Genomic DNA, 18,539 nt, shown 5'->3' on the forward strand with positions numbered 1-18,539 from the left:
ACCCCGCAGGCACCCGTCGCACCATTGGAGGACGGGCGCCTGGGGGAAAAGCGAGACTTCTGCCCATAGCCTACGGCAAGGGGCGAAGAATGAAAAGGTTTGCAAATAGTTTGCAAAAAATTTGCAAGGATGAAAAGAAAGCAGTAACTTTGCATCCGCTTAAGTGATAGGCCGTTTGGCCGCTTAGGCTCTTCTGAAACATCTGTCGGCATAGCTCAGTTGGTTAGAGTATCACCTTGACATGGTGGGGGTCCTTGGTTCGAATCCAAGTGTCGACACAGCGAAGAGCACATCTCTATCGCATTTTCACACAATCATATCCTTTAATACACATGCGCTACGGCGCCTTTGCTGATTGCCCGAACGGAAGGGCTGTCAGTTTTTTTATGTTTGCCGTAACGATGGCGCATCGCCCCCACCCTCCTTGGCGGGGAGCCGAAAGCGCATAACAAGCTTCTACCTTTGGGGCACAACAACAATAAAGCCCCGCCTACAGGAATACGACCTGTAGGCGAGGCTTATGAGATTTTGTCACCGACGCTTGTCGGTGGGCGGTATGGGTTATCCCACCTGGCTGCCCGGCTTCACTTGGTCGAGCGTGGTGGTAACATGGAGCGAACCATCGGCATCTACTGCCGAGAGAATCATGCCCTGGCTCTCGATGCCCATCATCTTACGCGGAGCGAAGTTGGCCACGAAGAGCACATCCTTGCCAATGAGGTCGGCGGGATCGTAGAACTTGGCGATGCCCGAAAGGATGGTGCGGTCGGTGCCGCTTCCGTCGTCGATGGTAAACTGCAACAGCTTGTTCGACTTCTTAACCTTCTGGCAGTCCTTGATGTGGCCGACGCGGATGTCGAGCTTCTCAAAATCATCGAAGGGCACATTGGCCTTCACGGGCTCGGCCTTGTAGCTCTTGGCGGCCTCAGCCTTCTCGTTGGCCTCCTTGGTGGCGGCCAGCTTATCGAGCTGCTTCTGGATCTCCTCGTCCTCAATCTTCTGGAAGAGCAGGTGGGGCTCAGCCAACTGGTGGCCAGGCTTCAGCAGGTCGGTGCGACCGAGCTGCGCCCAGTCGAACTCGGGCATGTCGATCATCTCGCGCAGGCTCTTGCTTGAGAAGGGCAAGAACGGCTCAAAGGCAATGGCGAGGTTGGCCACCAGCTGGAGCGAGATATAGAGGATGGTCTCCACGCGCTTGGGATCGGTCTTCCAAACCTTCCAAGGCTCACACTCCGTGATATACTTGTTGCCGATGCGTGCGAGGTTCATGGCCTCCTTCTGGGCCTCACGGAACTTGAAGTTGTCGAGATACTGCTCCACCTTCTCCTTCACATCCTTAAACTCGTCGATGGCGTGCTTGTCGACCTCCAGCAACTCACCACACTCGGGCACCACACCGTTCCAATACTTCTTGGTGAGCTGCAAGGCGCGGTTCACAAAGTTGCCATAGATGGCCACGAGCTCCGAGTTGTTGCGCTCCTGGAAGTCGCGCCAAGTGAAGTTGTTATCCTTGGTCTCGGGCGCATTGGCCGTGAGCACATAGCGCAGCACGTCTTGCTTGCCTGGGAAGTCGACGAGATACTCGTCGAGCCACACTGCCCAGTTGCGTGATGTGGAGATCTTATCGTTCTCGAGGTTGAGAAACTCGTTGGCCGGAACATTGTCGGGAAGGATGTAATCGCCATGGGCCTTGAGCATGGTGGGGAAGATCAGGCAGTGGAACACGATGTTGTCCTTGCCAATGAAGTGAACGAGACGGGTCTCGGGATCTTGCCACCACTTCTGCCATGAGCCCCAACGCTCAGGATCGGCATCGCAGAGTTCCTTGGTGTTGCTGATGTAACCGATGGGCGCATCGAACCACACATAGAGCACCTTGCCCTCGGCTCCCTCTACGGGAACGGGAATACCCCAATCGAGGTCGCGTGTCATGGCACGGGGCTGCAGGTCCATGTCGAGCCACGACTTGCACTGGCCGTACACGTTGGAGCGCCACTCCTTATGACCATTGAGGATCCATTCCTTCAGCCAACCCTGGTACTCGTTGAGCGGGAGATACCAGTTCTTGGTCTTGCGCACCTCGGGCTTGGCGCCGCTGATGGTGGAGTGCGGGTTGATGAGCTCCATGGGAGAGAGGTCGCTACCACACTTCTCACACTGGTCGCCATAGGCGTTGGGGTTGCCACAATGAGGGCACGTGCCCATGATGTAGCGGTCGGCGAGGAACTGGTGGGCCTCAGGGTCGTAGTATTGCTCGCTCTCCTGCTCCACGAGCTTGCCATCCTTATAGAGCTTGCTGAAGAAATCGGAGGCAAACTGATGGTGGATCTTCGAAGTGGTGCGGCTATACACATCAAACGAGATGCCGAACTCGCGGAACGAGTCCTTGATGATCTTGTGGTAACGGTCGCACACGTCTTGCGGCGTGATGCCCTCTTTCTTGGCACGTATGGTGATGGGCACGCCGTGCTCATCGGATCCACCGATGAAAACAACGTCCTCCTTCTTCAGGCGGAGGTATCGCACATAGATGTCTGAAGGTACATATACACCAGCCAAGTGACCGATGTGAACACCACCGTTGGCATAAGGCAAGGCGGCAGTGACAGTGGTACGCTTAAATTTCTTTTCTTCCATCTGTTATAGTCGTTGATATTAATATGGTGCAAAATTACTAATTTTTATTCAGTTATCTGCCATCACATGTTGTTATTTTGTCAGAAAATCGGTTCGCACAATCATGGAATAATGGGCCGAAGCCATGGGCGCCAACCACCACATCGCAAAAAACATGGGGGCGAGGCGATAGAATTATAGGCGATTCTACCGTTTACGAGCGGATTTTTTTGTAACTTTACAGCCATCTTTTGAGAGAACAAAACATATTGTAATATGGGAGGATTCTTTGGAACCATCGAAGTGCGCAGCTGTACCAACGACTTGTTTTATGGTACAGACTATAACTCGCACTTAGGCACCAAGCGTGCCGGCCTTGTCACATTGGATAAGGAAAAGGGCTTCTGCCGCTCCATACACAGTTTGGAGAGTAGTTATTTCCGTACGAAATTTGAGGATGAGCTCGACGACTTCGAGGGCAACGCTGGCCTGGGCGTCATCAGCGACACCGACCCGCAACCCATCATTGTGAACTCCCACCTCGGGCGTTACGCCGTGGTCACCGTGGCCCATATCCTCAATACGCGCGAAATTGCCGACGAACTCTTGGCAAAGCATATGCACCTCAGCGAGATGTCGGCCAACAACATCAACCCTACAGAGCTGGTGGCCTTGCTCATCAACATGGGTGAGACGTTTGTGGAAGGCATCAACAACGTGTTTCGCAAGGTGCGCGGATCGTGTTCAATGCTCGTGCTCACCGAAGACGGCATCATCTGTGCTCGCGACTTCCTGGGCCGCACACCCATCGTCTTAGGACGTAAGGAGAGCGCATGGGCTGCCACTTCCGAGTCGACCGCATTCCCCAACCTCGGCTACGAAACGGTGCGCGACCTCGGACCAGGCGAGATTGTGCGCATTAAGGCCAATGGCATGGAGGTGCTACAAGAGGCTGCAACCCGCTGCCAGGTGTGCTCATTCCTTTGGGTGTACTACGGATTCCCGACGAGCGACTATGAGGGTATCAACACCGAGGATGTGCGTGAGCGCAATGGCAAGATCATGGGCGCAAAAGACGACACCGAGGCCGACCTCGTTTGCGGAATACCCGACAGTGGTGTGGGAACGGCACTGGGCTACGCCGAGGGGCACGGCATTCCCTACAAGCGCGCCGTGCTGAAGTACACACCGACATGGCCTCGCTCGTTCACACCGAGCAACCAATCGCGACGTAGCCTCGTGGCGAAGATGAAGCTCATCCCCAACCGAGCCATCCTGAAGGGAAACCGTGTGGTGTTCTGCGACGACTCGATTGTGCGTGGCACCCAGTTGCGCGACAACGTCAGCACATTCTTCGAGTATGGAGCAAAGGAGGTGCACGCCCGCATCAGCTGCCCACCACTGGTCTACGAATGCCCGTTCATCGGTTTCACCTCGTCGAAGAGCGTCATGGAGCTCATCACACGCCGCATCATCCAAGACTTTGAGGGCGATAGCGAGAAGGACCTCGACAAATACGCCACCACAGGCTCACCACAGTATGAGCGCATGGTGAAGGAGATTGCCCGCCGACTGGGCCTGTCATCGCTGAAGTTCAACACCATCGAGGATCTCGTGGAGAGCATCGGCCTGCCCAAGAGCAAGTTGTGCACCCACTGCTTCGACGGTTCGAGCTATATGCCGCAGGACGCCGACAAACAGTCCGCGGAGTAACATCGCATCAAACAACCCTAACGAGAGGCGCTGCCCGAGGACGTTTTCCTACGCCTTGTGGCAGCGCCTCTTGCATCATCCCAAACCGAACGGCAACAAAACCACACAACAACACAATGTCATGACGAAAACTATTGTTTTGGCCTTGGCGCTCACGGCGAGCACCTTGGCTTGCCAAGCGCAGGCGCGCTACAACCACAAACAGATGCAAACCGAACGCATCGGACGGGGCGTTGTGGCGTTCCGAAGCGGAAAGAAGGTCGTAGTGTCGTGGCGAACGCTACCCGGCGACAAGCGCCATGAGGCTTTCAACGTGTACCGAAACGGCGTGCGCCTCAACGCCAAACCGCTGAAGAAGGGCGGCACGTTCTTCGTAGACGACGCGCCCTTGCAACAGGGGACCACCTACAGCGTCAGGGGCGGTGGACACGACGGGGCGTTCACCCTGCCCGCCAACGCGCCCGACGGCTATCTGGCCATTCCGCTCACACCACCCACCACCACCGATAGCATGGCGCTATGGCCACGGCGCAAGCAACCACGGCGAGCCATGCGGGGCGAGCAAGGCGCCAACCGTCAGGACAACGCACCGCAAACGTTGCGCAAGGTGCCCGTAACCTACTCGGCCAACGATGCCAGCGTGGCCGACGTGGATGGCGACGGCGAGTATGAAATGATCCTGAAATGGGAGCCGAGCAACGCTCACGACAACTCACAGGCGGGCTTCACGTCGTCCGTATTCATCGATTGTTACCGTCTCGACGGCACACGCCTGTGGCGCATTAACCTTGGGCGAAACATCCGAGCCGGCGCACATTTCACCCAATTCCTGGCCTACGACTTCGACGGCGATGGGCGGGCCGAGGTGATGATGAAAACAGCTGACGGAACCATCGACGGAACAGGGCGCACCATTGGCGACCCAAAGGCCGACTGGCGAAACCAGGAGGTGGGAACGGCGCGATACGGACGTGTGATGAGCGGACCCGAATACCTGACGGTGTTTAACGGACTGACGGGTGCGGCGATGAAAACCGTGGACTATGTGCCCGACCGGGGACCACGCGACTGCTGGGGCGACGACCATGCCAACCGGTCGGATCGCTACCTGGCGGCACTGGCCTTCCTCGACGGCAAACGGCCATCGGCCGTGTTCTGCCGAGGCTATTACACGCGAACCACGCTGGCAGCATGGAACTGGGACGGCACAAACCTCAGCCTGAAATGGTACTACGACACCCACCCGCAGCCTCAACAGGTGGCGCTCACCGATAGCCTGGGACTCGTGAACAGAGCCCGACCGGCCGACGGAGGACAAGGAAACCACAACTTGCGAGTGGCCGATGTGGACGGAGACGGCAAGGACGAGATTGTGTATGGATCGCTGTGTGTGGACCATGACGGCAGCACACTTTACAACACGGGGTTCGGACATGGCGACGCACTGCACCTCGTGGCGGTACCAAAGACCCACAAACTATACATCTGGGACGTGCACGAAAACCGTCGCGACGGATCGGAGCTACGCGATGCGGCAACAGGACAAGTGGTAATGCAGCGCAAGGCCAACTTCGATGTGGGGCGGGGCATGGCGGCCGACATCGACTCAACACACTACGGACCGGAGGTGTGGAGCGCCAATGTGCCACTGACTTCGCCTTTCGACAAGAAAGAAGCGAAGAAAAGAAACGCCCCCAACGAGAACACGCAGGGACAGGAGGTGGACTTCAGCGACACAAGGCGGCAGGCCAAGCACCTGTCGTGCAACTTCGCCATCTGGTGGGACGGAGGACTGACGCGCCAACTGCTCGACCACGAGACGGTGACCAAGTATAACCCAGCAACACAATCGATGGATGTGGTACAGCGATTTGATGGACGTTTCAACAATGGAACGAAGTCGAACCCATGTCTCTCGGCCGACTTCCTGGGCGATTGGCGCGAAGAGGTGGTGGTGCGCAACGAAGAGAGCACGGAGCTACGCATCTACGTTTCGCCCATTCCCACCAACCATCGGGTGGCATGCCTGATGACCGACGTGCCCTATCGAGAGAGCGTGGCGGCAGAGAACGTGGCCTATAACCAACCGCCTGAGCTGGGCTATTACATCGGACCCGACAGAAAATAATAAGGTGAAAGCGAACCGTTCGATTCCTATCAAACAACAAAATAGACATTTGGTTATAACCCAAATTGGTCATTAGATTTTAACCCACAATCCCCGGACAAGCACGATGCTCGTCCGGGGATTGTGGGTATAAGGGCCAGGTTGGGCCCAACGCGTAGACAGATACTTCGCAGGGATTACAGGCGAACCACCTGGAAGGTCTGTGCGGGAATGGTCAGGGTGAGATTGCTGCCGTTGGCCTGAAGCTCACTCTCCTTCGGCACCACATTGTTGGGCTGCTCAAGCGAGTTGGTGGCCTGCTTGTCGTCGGCGTGGAGCGAAATAACCTGGGCTGTAGCGAGGTTCTTGGCGCCCTTGAAATTGAGCACAACCTGCTTCGGCTGGTCGCTGGCATTGGCAATCTTCACTATAAACTTCTTGGTGGGCTTGTCGTAAACGGCGCTGGCATAGAGACCATCTTCGCCCTCAACGGGCTTGCCGTTCTCGGTGAGCTGCAACACGTTGGTACCCTTATAGGTGCCATAAAGCATCTGAACATACCAGTTGACCGAGCGCACACTCTTCAGGTTGTCGAACCAGATGAGGTCGGGACGCCATTGCCAGCCATCAACATGGGCGAAGAGCGGAGCGTAAGTGCACTGCCAAACAACGTCGGCGTTGCGCTCAAGGCCTGTCATGAAAGCGGCCTCAGAGAGTGCGGCCTCCCAATTGTTCTTGGCTACCGTGGGCTCGCCATCCTTGCCGGCGACGTGTGAGGCATATTCGCCAGCGAATACCTTCGGACCCTTACGGTCGTAGTTGTCGTAGCGGCCGGCGTTCTTCAGGAACCATCCGGGAGGACAATAGTAGTGCTCATCCACCAAGTCGACATTCAGCTTACGCATCTCCTGCCAACCATAGTCGAAGTCCTTGCCACCGGCTGTCGGGCCTGATGAGCCACAAATCTTGATGTTGGGATACTTGGCGCGGATCTGCTCCACAAACGGCTTGAGGCGCTCAGGATACATGGGACCCCACTGCTCGTTGCCGATACCAATCTGCTTGAGGTTGAAAGGCTTCGGATGACCCATGTCTGCACGCAGTTTTCCCCATTTGGTCGTCACATCGCCATTGGCAAACTCAATGAGGTCGAGGGCGTCGTCGATGTAGGTCTGCAGGTCGTCGACCGCCACATGGGCGTTCTTATCATTGTCGCCATTCTGATACTGGCATGCCAATCCACAGCTCAACACGGGCAGAGGCTCGGCGCCAATCTTCTCGGCCAACAGGAAATACTCATAGAAGCCCAGTCCGTAGGTCTGGTAATAATTGGGGTAGAGACGGTGAGGGAAGGTGTAGTTCCAGCGGTTCTCGTTGAGCGGACGGTCCTCAGCTGCTCCAACCGAGTGCTTCCACTGGTAGCGAGTCTCCAGGTCGGTGCCCTCCACGATGCAACCGCCAGGGAAGCGGAAGATGCCCGGATGCAGGTCCTCAAGATCCTTCACGAGGTCGGCGCGCAGGCCGTTCCAGTTATCGCCGGGGAAGAGGCTCACGTGGTCGAGGTCGACCGCCTCGGCGCTCTCCAGGAAGATGCGCATGAGACCCTTCGCCACGGTCTTGTTAGACTTCAACTGGACGGTGTACTTCTGCCATTTGTTGTTGCCAATGGTGATGCTCTTTCTGTCGATGGGAACATCCTGATCGTCGACAATCTCCACACGAATCTTCGCCTCCTTGCCCTGCAAGTTGTGCAAGCGAGCATAGACCGTGAAGTCGTAAGTCATGTCTTTCTTCAAGCCCATGCCGAAGAAGCCACGATTCTCAAGGCCGGTAACCTTCTGGTGATGGCCAGCGCTCTCAAGCGTTACGTAGTGGGGGTTGCGGTCGAAAGCAGGCTTCACGTCACTCACGGTGACGTTGCCGAAGGTGCCCCAACCCATCAGGCGGTCGGGAAACTCAAAACTGCGGTTCTCAACCATCTCTGCATAGAGACCGCCATCGGCTCCAAAGTTGATGTCCTCGAAAAAGATTCCGTACATGGTTGACTGTACGGGTGCGCCCGGCTTGGTGTTTACCGTGAACTGGTGTTGCTGGGCTTGTGCGCCCAATGACATCATCAGCGTAGCAGCCAGGGTCGTCAGGAATTGTCGTTGTTTCATGATTTGTATGATTATTACGGTTGTTTTGTATAGTAGTTAAGCCTTTTTCGCTCCACACCCTATCGCCTATAATAGAACGAAGAGAGGCGCATAGCGCAACGACTTGTTGTTCCATGAGAAGCGGTTCATCGCCTATTGCAATGCGAGTTGTTTCCCCTTGTAAAACGGCAGATTTCCCATTGCGAAGGGGCTCATCGCCCATTGAAAAAGGGCTCATCACTCTTTGTGAAATGGCTCATCATCCCATTGTGAAATGACTCATCACCCATTGTGAAAGGGGGTGTCGTCCATGGAAACGTTAGGTGTTGTTAAGTTTTTAAGTGTCAAAGAGGCCCCTTTGGTCTTCTTGTTGCAAAGATAGTGCAAATCGAAGACAATACAAAATAAGCGGGCTTGTTTTTTCATATTGGCGACCGGCAGAGAGCATGGATAGCCAAACGAGTAAGCCCCTTCGACGACCACTACAATAAAACACTGAATAGTAACATCTTACAATAGGGTGGACTTCCATTCGGCGAACACCCATGGTTTTATCAACGATGATAGACCATCTATCCGATGCCGGAATCGCACATTCCAACGCCTGTCTTACCCAAAGACACAAAAAAAATCCACCCCAAACGAGGTGGATTCTCTATTGCTTTTTTCTTCGATGGTTCCCTTTTATAGCTTTTTGAAAGCCTCGAAGATTTTGTCGGCGGTGTCTTTCATTTCCTCATCGCTCAACTTAACGTGCTTCTTGAAGTCGACATCGGCCTCGTTGTTGATGGGGAAGAGGTGGATGTGAGCGTGGTTCACTTCCAACCCAAGCACCACCTGGGCCACCTTTTTGCAAGGGAAGGCGGCACGGATGGCCTTGGCCACTTTCTTGGCAAACACCTCGAAGGCGGCCAGTTCGTCGTCTTCCATGTCGAAGATGTAGTCGGTTTCTTTACGCGGAACGACCAGTGTGTGGCCTTTCACGACGGGGTTGATGTCGAGGAACGCATAGAAGCGGTCGTCCTCGGCGCACTTGTAGCTGGGTATTTCGCCAGCAGCAATTTTGCTGAACAGTGTAGCCATAGTCTTGTGTGGTTTAATGTTGTTGATTCAGGGGTTGTTTGTGTGGCGCCGATTAGGCGTCGATGCTAATCTTGTCGATGCGCAACTTGATGACACCGCTGGGGATCTTGATCTCCGCAACGTCGCCCACCTTCTTGTTGAGCAAGCCTTGTGCAATGGGGGTCTTGATAGAAATCTTACCCTGCTTCAAGTTGGCCTCATTCTCACTGACGATGGTGTAGGTCATCTTCTTGTTGAGTCCGAGGTTGGTCATCTCAACCTTCGACATGATTTGCACGGCGTCGGTTGAGAGGCGGCTCATATCGACGATCTTGGCTTGGGCAAGGGTCATCTTCAGGTTGTTAATCTTCTCTTCCAAATGAACTTGTGCCTCTTTGGCGGCATCATACTCAGAATTCTCACTCAAGTCGCCCTTATCGGCAGCCTCAGCGATGGCGGCAGATGCCTTGGGGCGCTCAATAGCCTCTAAATGATGGAGGTCAGCCACGAGCTTATCGTAGCCTTCTTGCGACATATATCCCATAATGTTTGTAATTATTAGTTGTTTCTCAATTTAGGCAAGGATAAAACGAAAAGAATTCCGACATCCTTTTCAATGTCGGAATTCCGTATCCTTGAAGTCTTTTCTATATCAATTGTTGCAAAGGTAGGCATTAATTTCCATAATGCCAAATATTTACGTAAAAATTATTTTTCCACGATCAGAGCCGATTACTGCACTTCGCCCGTTTCGAAATTGATTTTGAAACTGTCGCGATACTCAAAGACGCACTGTCCGTCCTTGAACGAAACAGGGAAAATGATGGTCTTTGTGCGAGGCAGGTCGGGATCCATCCATCGGTCGCCAACATAGAGATAGGTGGTTTGCTTGGTGCCCTCCACCTTCAGGATGGCAGCGGCCTGTGTGCCAAAGGCCCTGTTGTCGCCGATGTTCTCCAAGGGAGTCCATCCCTTGCGCAGGTTCTTCGTGACGCTTAGCTTGCACTGGTTGGGTGCCCATCCTGTACAAGCCGACGAGAGCATATAGTAAAGGCCATCGACGCGAACGATGACGGGAGCCTCGCGGCGTTGTCCCTCCATGAGTCGGCTGTGCTTTTTCACGCTCAAATAGTCGGACGAGAGGCGGAACAACCCCAAGTCGGTGTTCTCTGTTGTGGTAGAGATGAAATAGGCGGTGCCGTCGTTGTCTACAAAGACATTGCAGTCGCGACTCTTCACGCCCAATGGCCGGCCGCTCCACTGCAAGCGGTAAGGACCCGTAATCTGGTCGGCCACAAAGCAGGCTGCCTCAGAGGCCGCATAATTATCGCCCTCCCAATGGCACCAAACAACATACTTGCCTGTCTTCTTGTTGTGCAATATCTTGGCACGCTCAATGAAGCGTGTCTTGCCCAACTCGGGCGTGGTGACGCCGTTCTCGATGATCTTTCCCATGAAACGCCAGTGCTGCAGGTCCTCGCTGGCATAGAGATTCACGTCAGGGTTCCATGAGTTGGCACGATCCTCGCCCACCATGTACCACGTGTTGCCTTCCTTCAGGAAGCCTGGGGCATGCGCCTGAACCACGTTGCCATCGGTGTCGTACCACAGTTGGCCGTTGGTGATGGTGGTCCATCCGTCGGCCATCATCGTCATGGCGCAAGCAAAGAAGGCCATGATAAGAATCAATCGCTGTTTCATCATAAATCGATTTGTGTTGAATGTTGTTGTATCATTTAGCGCAATGCCAGTCGATACGCAGGGTAAGGACTGGCATTGCCTATAGGTAAATGGTTTAGTACATGATGCCAAGCCAACGCAAGATGTCGTTTAGATTGGCCACTACCATAAGCAATATCAGAATGGTGACACCCACATACTCGGCGCGCACCATGAACGTCTCCGACGGCTTGCGACGCGTAATGATCTCGTAAAGCAGGAAGAGCACGTGCCCACCATCGAGGGCAGGAATCGGCAGGATGTTCATGAAGGCAAGGATGATGCTCAAGAAAGCGGTCATCTTCCAGAACATATACCAGTCCCAAGTGTCGGGGAAGAGACTTCCAATGGCTCCGAAACCACCAAGCGACTTGGCACCGTCGGCCGTGAAGACATACTGCATGTCGCTGACATAGCCTGAAAGCACGTTCCAACCATACTTCACTCCTGCGGGGAAGCTCTCGAAGAAGCCATAGCTCACATGGGTGGTCTTATCGTTGTAAAGGCCATAGAGACTTGGAACGGCGAAGCCCACCTTGAGGTCGGCAGTGAGAGTAGTGCGCAGGGTGTCGCGCTTCGATGTGCCAGCCTTGGCCACCACGAAACTAACGCTACGCAAACGGAGGCTGTCCTTTGAGGTCTTAACTGCCGAAAGTTGATCGCTAATACGACCAATCTCCTCAGTAAACTCATTGTATGAGTCGATGTTCTTTCCATTGACAGCCAGGATGGTGTCGCCCTTGCTGAGTCCCATGGCCCAAGCGGGTGAGGCCACCAAGCGACTATCGCCATCTGCGGCAGGCAACTCCTTGTACACGGTGTCGATGACCGCGGGAATGAAAGGACGCAAGAATTGCGGCGTAACCTTCAGCATGTTGAGCAGGTTGATGTTGCCCGGAAGGGTGATACGCACCTGCTTGCCGTCGCGAACGACATCACAATAACGCGCCTCTGACAGGTCGCGATAGACGTCGACATTGAAATCCTTGAACGGACGGATATCTGTTCCCACAAGAATATCGTGGTCGCGGAAGCCGTATTGCTTGGCCTCGGTGTTGAACTTCATGCCCTGGGTCATGTCGGACATCTTGACGTAGTTCTCACCCCAGTGGAACATGATCATCGAATAGATGAAAAGCGCCAAGAAGAAGTTGACGGCCACACCGCCAATCATGACGATAAGGCGCTGCCAAGCGGGCTTGCAACGGAACTCCCAAGGCTGGGCGGGCTGCTGCATCTGCTCGGTGTCGAAACTCTCGTCGATCATGCCGGCAATCTTACAATAGCCGCCAAAGGGCAGCCATCCCAAGCCATACTCCGTGGCACTGTTCTTGGGCTTGAAGCTAAAGAGCTTGCCGCTCCACTTGCCCACGCTGAGGTCGAAGAAAATAAAGAACTTCTCCACTCGGATGCCAAAGAGCTTCGAGGCCAGCATGTGGCCGCCCTCATGAAGGAAGACGAGCAGCGAGATGGAGAGGATGAACTGAAGAAGTTTTATGAAGAATACTTCCATTTCTAATGATTAACTATGCTTTTAAGAATAATAAATGATGCTTTCGGATGCTATGGACCATGCCGTTGGATGCAATGGGCAACACTGTCGGGTGCGATGGGCAGCGCTATCAGATACGATGAGCTATGCTGGCAACCACAATGCCCCATGTTTCCTGGTACGACAAGCCATGCAATGGACGATGATGTGCCGTGCCATGTAGCGACTTATGCGCCTCAACGAACGCTGATGGATGCTTATAGGTATGATGCCGCCACCTTTCGGGCCTCGCGATCGGTGCTCAGATAGACGTCGAGATCGGGGTTGGCGTCGAACGACACCTGACTCATGGTCTTAGAGATGATGTCGGCCATGCCGAGGAACGAGCACTGTCCCTTGCGGAACGCGGCGTTGGCCACCTCGTTGGCTGCATTGAGCACGCAGGGCATGTTGCCGCCTTGGTGGATGGCGTCGTAAGCCAACTGCAGGCAAGGGAACTTCGCCACATCGGGCTCGAAGAACTCCAGTTTCTGCGTTTTGAAGAAATCGAGACGCTCGCCCTTCAACGGAAGGCGCTCGGGGAACGAGAATGCGTACTGGATGGGCAGACGCATATCGGGCACACCCAGTTGGGCCTTGACGGCGCCATCCATGAACTGCACCCCGCTATGCACCACCGACTGGGGATGAATGAGCACCTGGATGCGCTCTGCCGGCACGCCAAAGAGCCACTTGGCTTCCATGACCTCAAAGCCTTTGTTCATGAGCGAGGCCGAGTCGATGGTAATCTTGGCCCCCATATCCCATGTGGGATGGCGCAGGGCATCGGCCGCTGTCACGGTGCGCAAGCGTTCCTCGTCGAACAAACGGAACGGTCCGCCTGAGCAGGTGAGCAGAATCTTGTCGACCTCGTTCATGTCCTCGCCCACCAAACTCTGGAAGATGGCGGAATGCTCCGAGTCGACAGGCAACAGGTCGACATGGTACTGACTGACCAGTTTCAGCATAAGCTCACCCGCCACAACAAGCGTTTCCTTGTTGGCCAGGCATATCTTCTTGCCGGCTTTGATGGCGTGGATGGTAGGCTCAAGTCCAGAGAAGCCCACCATAGAGGCGAGCACCATGTCGACAGGCGATGCTTCCACCACTTCGTTGAGCGCTTGCTTACCCGCGTAAACTTTGATATCGGGACGGTCGGCAAGCAGATTTTTCAACTCATCGTAGTGAGCCTCATTGGCTATAACCACTGCGGCGGGATTGAACTGATGGGCTTGCTGGGCCAGTTTCTCCACACTGTTGTTAGCCGTAAGGCAGTAAGCCTCATAACGGTCGGGGTGCTGACTAATGACATCAAGGGCTTGGGTACCGATGGAACCGGTGCTACCCAGGATGCATATCTGTTGTTTCTTCATGTCTGAATGATGGGTAAATGGACCTACAAAATAGGAACCAGGGGGTTATTTGATAAGGAGCGAGGGCCTATATAATAAGGAGAGAAGGTCGATGTGCCTTTATCCGTTATTGGGTCACAGGCTCAACAATCCGTCGGGAATGGTCATGGTGATGGTCTGCGCCTGTCGGTCGAAGGCACAGATGAGGTCGTCGCTGGCCGGAAGGAGCACCTCGCCCTGTGGCGTGGCTATGGTAAAGAGCACGTTGATGGTGCTGTCGTCCACAGCCTGGATGGTTCCCACGGTGTTGCCCGTTGCCTCGTCGATGACCTTGAAGCCGATAATCTCGGCCCATGAGGCACCCCCATCCTCTTCCTGCGCCAAGGCGCGGGGGAAGAACACATCGCATCCCGTGAGCTCACGGGCGCGTTCCTCAGTGTCGATGTCACAGAGTTTCAGCAGGCATATCTCGTTGGAGCGAAACCTATACTCCTCGATGAAGAACGGCACAAGGATGCCGTCGATGTCGAGAATGAGATAATCGGCATCCACACGGTCGAAGATATCGTCCTCAAACTGGAACGACAGTTCGCCTCTCACGCCATGGGGCTTTCCCAGGCGGCCTATGCGATACACGTCCTCTTGCTTGATCATGGTTGTTGTGGGTTATCAATCGTTCACACGCTGGATCTTCGCACCCAGTTTGTTGAGACGCTGCTCAATGTCCTGATAGCCTCTGTCGATCTGCGCAATGTTGGCGATACGGCTGGTGCCGCGTGCGCTCAGGGCAGCGATGAGCAGAGCGATACCGGCACGGATGTCGGGCGATGTCATGTTGCCGGCGCGCAACTGGATGCGGTGATCCTGCCCCACCACCACAGCGCGGTGTGGGTCACAGAGAATGATTTGCGCTCCCATGTCGATGAGTTTGTCGACAAAGAAGAGTCGACTCTCAAACATCTTTTGATGGATGAGCACCGTACCACGCGCCTGTGTGGCCACCACGAGCAGCACGGAGAGCAGATCGGGTGTGAGTCCGGGCCACGGAGCGTCGCTCAGGGTCATGATTGTGCCATCGATGAACGACTGCACCTGATAGTGGCTATGATGGGGAATAACGAGGTCGTCGCCCTCCGCCTTGATGCGAACACCCAATCGGCGGAAAGCGTCGGGAATGATTCCCAGGTTCTTCAGCGACACATTCTTGATGCGCACACCGTCGCCCACCATGGCCGCCATGCCGATAAACGATCCCACCTCGATCATATCGGGCAACACGCGGTGCTCACCGCCATGCAACTGCTCCACCCCCACGATGGTGATGAGGTTGCTGGCGATACCACTGATGTTGGCTCCCATGTGGTTGAGCAGGTGGCAGAGCTGCTGCAAGTAAGGCTCGCAAGCGGCGTTGTAGATAGTGGTTGTGCCCTTGGCAAACACGGCAGCCATGATGATATTGGCCGTTCCGGTTACCGAGGCCTCATCGAGAAGCATATACGTGCCCTTCAGTTGCTTGGCACGAATCTGGTACACGTCGCGCTCCTCATCATGCACGAAGTCGGCTCCCAGGCTCTTGAATCCGAGGAAATGGGTGTCGAGACGGCGCCGTCCGATCTTGTCGCCGCCGGGCTTGGCCACGGTGGCCTTACCGAAACGGCCGAGCAGCGGTCCTATCATAAGCACCGATCCGCGCAGCGATGAGCACTTGCGCACAAACTCCAAGCTGTCCAGGTAGTCGAGGTTGAGCTCGTCGGCCTGGAACGTATAGTCGCCCGGGGCGTTGTGAGTAACCTTCACGCCCATGTCCATGAGCAGTTTGATGAGGTTGTTCACGTCGAGAATGTCGGGTATGTTCTTAATCCTCACAGGGTCTACAGTGAGCAGTGTGGCGCAGATAACCTGCAGCGCCTCGTTCTTGGCACCTTGCGGCGTGATGTCTCCGCTGAGCGGGTGGCCGCCTTCGATGATGAATGACTCCATACGCTTTGCTTATTTCTTTTTACGTTTTTTTTCCGTTTCCCTAAGGTCGACCTTCGCAAACTTGAAGTGGGCGAGGTCCAACTGTATCTTGCCATCGGTGTAGCGTGCCAGATCGTCGGCTACCTTCTCGTCGTCGGTGTATCCGTGGCTCCACAACATGAGGTCGCGCTTCATCTGGTTGGCGGTGAGCCGCACGAGGTTGTCACGCTCAACACCGGGCTCCATGGTCTTCAGCTTGTCGAAGAGCTTGAAGATGTATCGTCCGTAATGCCTTACGCGGATGTTCTCCGTGGGATACTTCATCGGCTCGGGTTTGGTCTGCATCGACCTCGCCTCACTGATGTCGTAGGGCCAGTCGATGTCGAGCTTGAAGTCGCTCATCAGCGCCAAGTGGTCCCACAGCTTCTGCTTGTAGTTGGCGTTGTTTCGGTTTTGGGGCACCATGCGGTCCATGGTTGCGACAATGGTCGCTGCGCAACGCTGCCGCTCTTCCTTGGTGGGCAGTGCCACGCAGTAGTCCACCATGTTCTGTATCTCGCGCCCATACTCTGGCAAGATGAGTCTCTCGCGCTGGGTGTTGTAGTCCAATCCGTTGATGTTCATGTCTATTCCTGGGATGTTGATGTGGGTGAATGGCTGGGGCTCTTAGAGCAACTTACGCGGCTGCTTGGCCACGAAGTCTTTCAGGTAGAACGGCACAAAATAGGCCACGTCCTCAAACTCCTCGCGCGCCATGCGGCGCTCCGCCAGCGGCAGCATGTTCTTGGCCAGTGCCTCGATGCCCTCTATGAAGTGAGCGTTGGGGTGATCAATGACCTCCTTGCACTTCATGGCTCCGTTGCCGAAGAAGTACACGGGGTGCTTGTCGAGGTATTCGCGGTAGGTGTCGGCGTCGACCACATCGGCCTGGATGGGTCGCACCTCGCGCAGCGAACGGGTGAAGAGCTGCGCGTAGACCTCCATGCGGCGTGCGTCGAGCATGGGACACAGCAGCGCGTCGTCGTCGGTCACCATCTCCCGCAGCAACACTGGCACGCATAGCAGTTCCAGCGTGGGCACGGCCAACAGCTTCACATCGCGTCCATAGCAGATGCCCTTGGCCATCGACACACCGATGCGCAGGCCGGTATAGGAGCCAGGGCCGCAACTCACAGCCACCGCGTCGAGGGGGATGGCATGGTTGTCGATAAATGAGAGAGCCTCGTCGACAAACGCTCCGAGGCGCTCGGCATGGTTCGGACCACTGTGGTCTTCCTTGTCGAAGATGCACGCTCCGTCTTGACTGACGGCCACTGAGCACACATTCGTGCTCGTATCAATATTCAATATGCACGACATAGTTTGAAAATTCTATCTAAATAAAGTGCAAATTTACGCTTTTTTCCACGATTTCTTAGTACATTTGCAAAAATTTAACGCGAAAGAAGCTATGATACAATCAATGACGGGTTACGGCAAGACTGTCGCAACCTACAAGGACAAGAAGATTAATGTTGAGATTAAATCATTGAATAGCAAGGCTCTCGACCTCTCCACACGCATTGCGCCGCTCTATCGAGAGAAGGAGATGGAGATCCGGCAGCTCATCGCTCGTTCGCTGACAAGAGGCAAGGTCGACTTCGCCATTTGGGTCGAGAAAGACTCGCTTGTCGACGCCACACCGATCAACGCGGCTCTTGTAGAGAATTATTACCACCAGCTCAAGGCCATTTCCGACAAGGTGGGCATCCCCGAGCCTACCGATTGGCTCACCACCCTCACACGCATGCCCGACGTTCTGAGCAAGACAGAGATAGAACAGTTGTGCGACGAGGAGTGGGAAGTTGTGCGCCAAGCTGTCTGCCAGGCCATCGACGCCCTCACGGAGTTCCGTCGTCAGGAGGGTGCTGCGCTCGAGCGCAAGTTCCACGAGAAGGTCGACAACATCGAGCGCTTGCTCCACGAGATCGAGCCTTACGAGAAGAGTCGCGTGGCGAAGATTCGCGAGTCGATCGTCAAGGGATTGGAGATGATTCCGGGCGTCGACTACGACAAGAACCGACTGGAGCAGGAGCTCATCTATTATATTGAGAAACTCGACATCAGCGAGGAGAAACAGCGCCTGGCCAACCACCTGCGCTACTTCCGCGAGACGATGGCCGAAGACCAGCCCAACGGCAAGAAACTGGGCTTCATCGCCCAGGAGATGGGGCGCGAGATCAACACCACGGGCTCGAAGAGCAACCAGGCTGAGATGCAAAACATCGTGGTCAAGATGAAAGACGAGTTGGAGCAGATCAAGGAGCAAGTGCTCAACGCTCTCTAACCAATTGTCTCACCTA

14 protein-coding genes and 1 tRNA gene are annotated in these 18,539 nt (G+C 55.0%); 4 read left to right on the forward strand and 11 right to left on the reverse strand.

The window, feature by feature from the left end; translation table 11 throughout:
• Window positions 1-204: 204 nt before the first annotated feature.
• A tRNA-Val gene (locus KM934_RS02700) sits at window positions 205-278 on the forward strand.
• Window positions 279-561: 283 nt separating this feature from the next.
• Here the strand turns inward: KM934_RS02700 and metG are convergent.
• Window positions 562-2,637: a methionine--tRNA ligase gene (gene metG / locus KM934_RS02705; RefSeq protein ID WP_215759076.1), complete on the reverse strand. Its 2,076-nt coding sequence runs from the start codon at window positions 2,635-2,637 to the stop codon at window positions 562-564.
• Window positions 2,638-2,892: 255 nt separating this feature from the next.
• Between metG and KM934_RS02710 the strand changes: the two genes are divergently transcribed.
• Together KM934_RS02710 and KM934_RS02715 are read left to right on the forward strand one after the other, a co-directional pair.
• Window positions 2,893-4,329: an amidophosphoribosyltransferase gene (locus KM934_RS02710; RefSeq protein WP_215759077.1), complete on the forward strand. Its 1,437-nt coding sequence runs from the start codon at window positions 2,893-2,895 to the stop codon at window positions 4,327-4,329.
• Between the two features lie 121 nt (window positions 4,330-4,450).
• Window positions 4,451-6,457 carry a rhamnogalacturonan lyase gene (locus KM934_RS02715; RefSeq protein ID WP_252344863.1) on the forward strand — a complete coding sequence of 669 codons (2,007 nt, stop codon included), beginning with the start codon at window positions 4,451-4,453 and terminating at the stop codon, window positions 6,455-6,457.
• A 176-nt stretch (window positions 6,458-6,633) separates the two neighbouring features.
• Here KM934_RS02715 and KM934_RS02720 read toward each other — a convergent pair whose 3' ends face one another.
• The 10 genes from KM934_RS02720 to tsaB all read right to left on the reverse strand — a co-directional run bounded on the left by KM934_RS02720 (window position 6,634) and on the right by tsaB (window position 17,556).
• Complete coding sequence (locus KM934_RS02720; RefSeq protein WP_215759078.1) at window positions 6,634-8,595, reverse strand: alpha-L-arabinofuranosidase C-terminal domain-containing protein; 1,962 nt, start codon at window positions 8,593-8,595, stop codon at window positions 6,634-6,636.
• Between the two features lie 663 nt (window positions 8,596-9,258).
• The gene (locus KM934_RS02725; protein WP_215759079.1) at window positions 9,259-9,657 is read right to left on the reverse strand and encodes an HIT family protein; all 399 of its coding nucleotides are present in this window, start codon (window positions 9,655-9,657) and stop codon (window positions 9,259-9,261) included.
• Window positions 9,658-9,709: 52 nt separating this feature from the next.
• Window positions 9,710-10,180 (reverse strand): transcription elongation factor GreA, encoded by a 471-nt coding sequence (gene greA / locus KM934_RS02730; protein ID WP_178871189.1) that lies wholly within the window; start codon window positions 10,178-10,180, stop codon window positions 9,710-9,712.
• Between the two features lie 188 nt (window positions 10,181-10,368).
• Complete coding sequence (locus KM934_RS02735; RefSeq protein ID WP_215759080.1) at window positions 10,369-11,340, reverse strand: family 43 glycosylhydrolase; 972 nt, start codon at window positions 11,338-11,340, stop codon at window positions 10,369-10,371.
• Between the two features lie 91 nt (window positions 11,341-11,431).
• Window positions 11,432-12,868 (reverse strand): RIP metalloprotease RseP, encoded by a 1,437-nt coding sequence (gene rseP, locus KM934_RS02740; RefSeq protein WP_215759081.1) that lies wholly within the window; start codon window positions 12,866-12,868, stop codon window positions 11,432-11,434.
• 236 nt (window positions 12,869-13,104) lie between these two features.
• Window positions 13,105-14,259: a 1-deoxy-D-xylulose-5-phosphate reductoisomerase gene (locus KM934_RS02745; RefSeq protein WP_215759082.1), complete on the reverse strand. Its 1,155-nt coding sequence runs from the start codon at window positions 14,257-14,259 to the stop codon at window positions 13,105-13,107.
• Between the two features lie 114 nt (window positions 14,260-14,373).
• On the reverse strand, window positions 14,374-14,892 hold the full coding sequence (gene rimM, locus KM934_RS02750; protein WP_215759083.1) for a ribosome maturation factor RimM: 519 nt from the start codon (window positions 14,890-14,892) through the stop codon (window positions 14,374-14,376).
• Window positions 14,893-14,907: 15 nt separating this feature from the next.
• A complete protein-coding gene (gene murA, locus KM934_RS02755) occupies window positions 14,908-16,218 on the reverse strand; it encodes a UDP-N-acetylglucosamine 1-carboxyvinyltransferase (RefSeq protein ID WP_215759084.1) in 1,311 nt (436 codons plus the stop codon).
• Between the two features lie 9 nt (window positions 16,219-16,227).
• Window positions 16,228-16,821 (reverse strand): DUF4290 domain-containing protein, encoded by a 594-nt coding sequence (locus tag KM934_RS02760; protein ID WP_215759085.1) that lies wholly within the window; start codon window positions 16,819-16,821, stop codon window positions 16,228-16,230.
• 42 nt (window positions 16,822-16,863) lie between these two features.
• On the reverse strand, window positions 16,864-17,556 hold the full coding sequence (gene tsaB, locus KM934_RS02765) for a tRNA (adenosine(37)-N6)-threonylcarbamoyltransferase complex dimerization subunit type 1 TsaB (protein ID WP_215759086.1): 693 nt from the start codon (window positions 17,554-17,556) through the stop codon (window positions 16,864-16,866).
• A 91-nt stretch (window positions 17,557-17,647) separates the two neighbouring features.
• Between tsaB and KM934_RS02770 the strand changes: the two genes are divergently transcribed.
• Window positions 17,648-18,523, forward strand: a complete 876-nt coding sequence (locus KM934_RS02770) for a YicC/YloC family endoribonuclease (protein WP_215759087.1) — start codon at window positions 17,648-17,650, stop codon at window positions 18,521-18,523.
• Window positions 18,524-18,539 lie beyond the last annotated feature (16 nt).

It is taken from the genome of Hallella faecis, from assembly GCF_018789675.1.
Taxonomy (GTDB): domain Bacteria; phylum Bacteroidota; class Bacteroidia; order Bacteroidales; family Bacteroidaceae; genus Prevotella; species Prevotella faecis.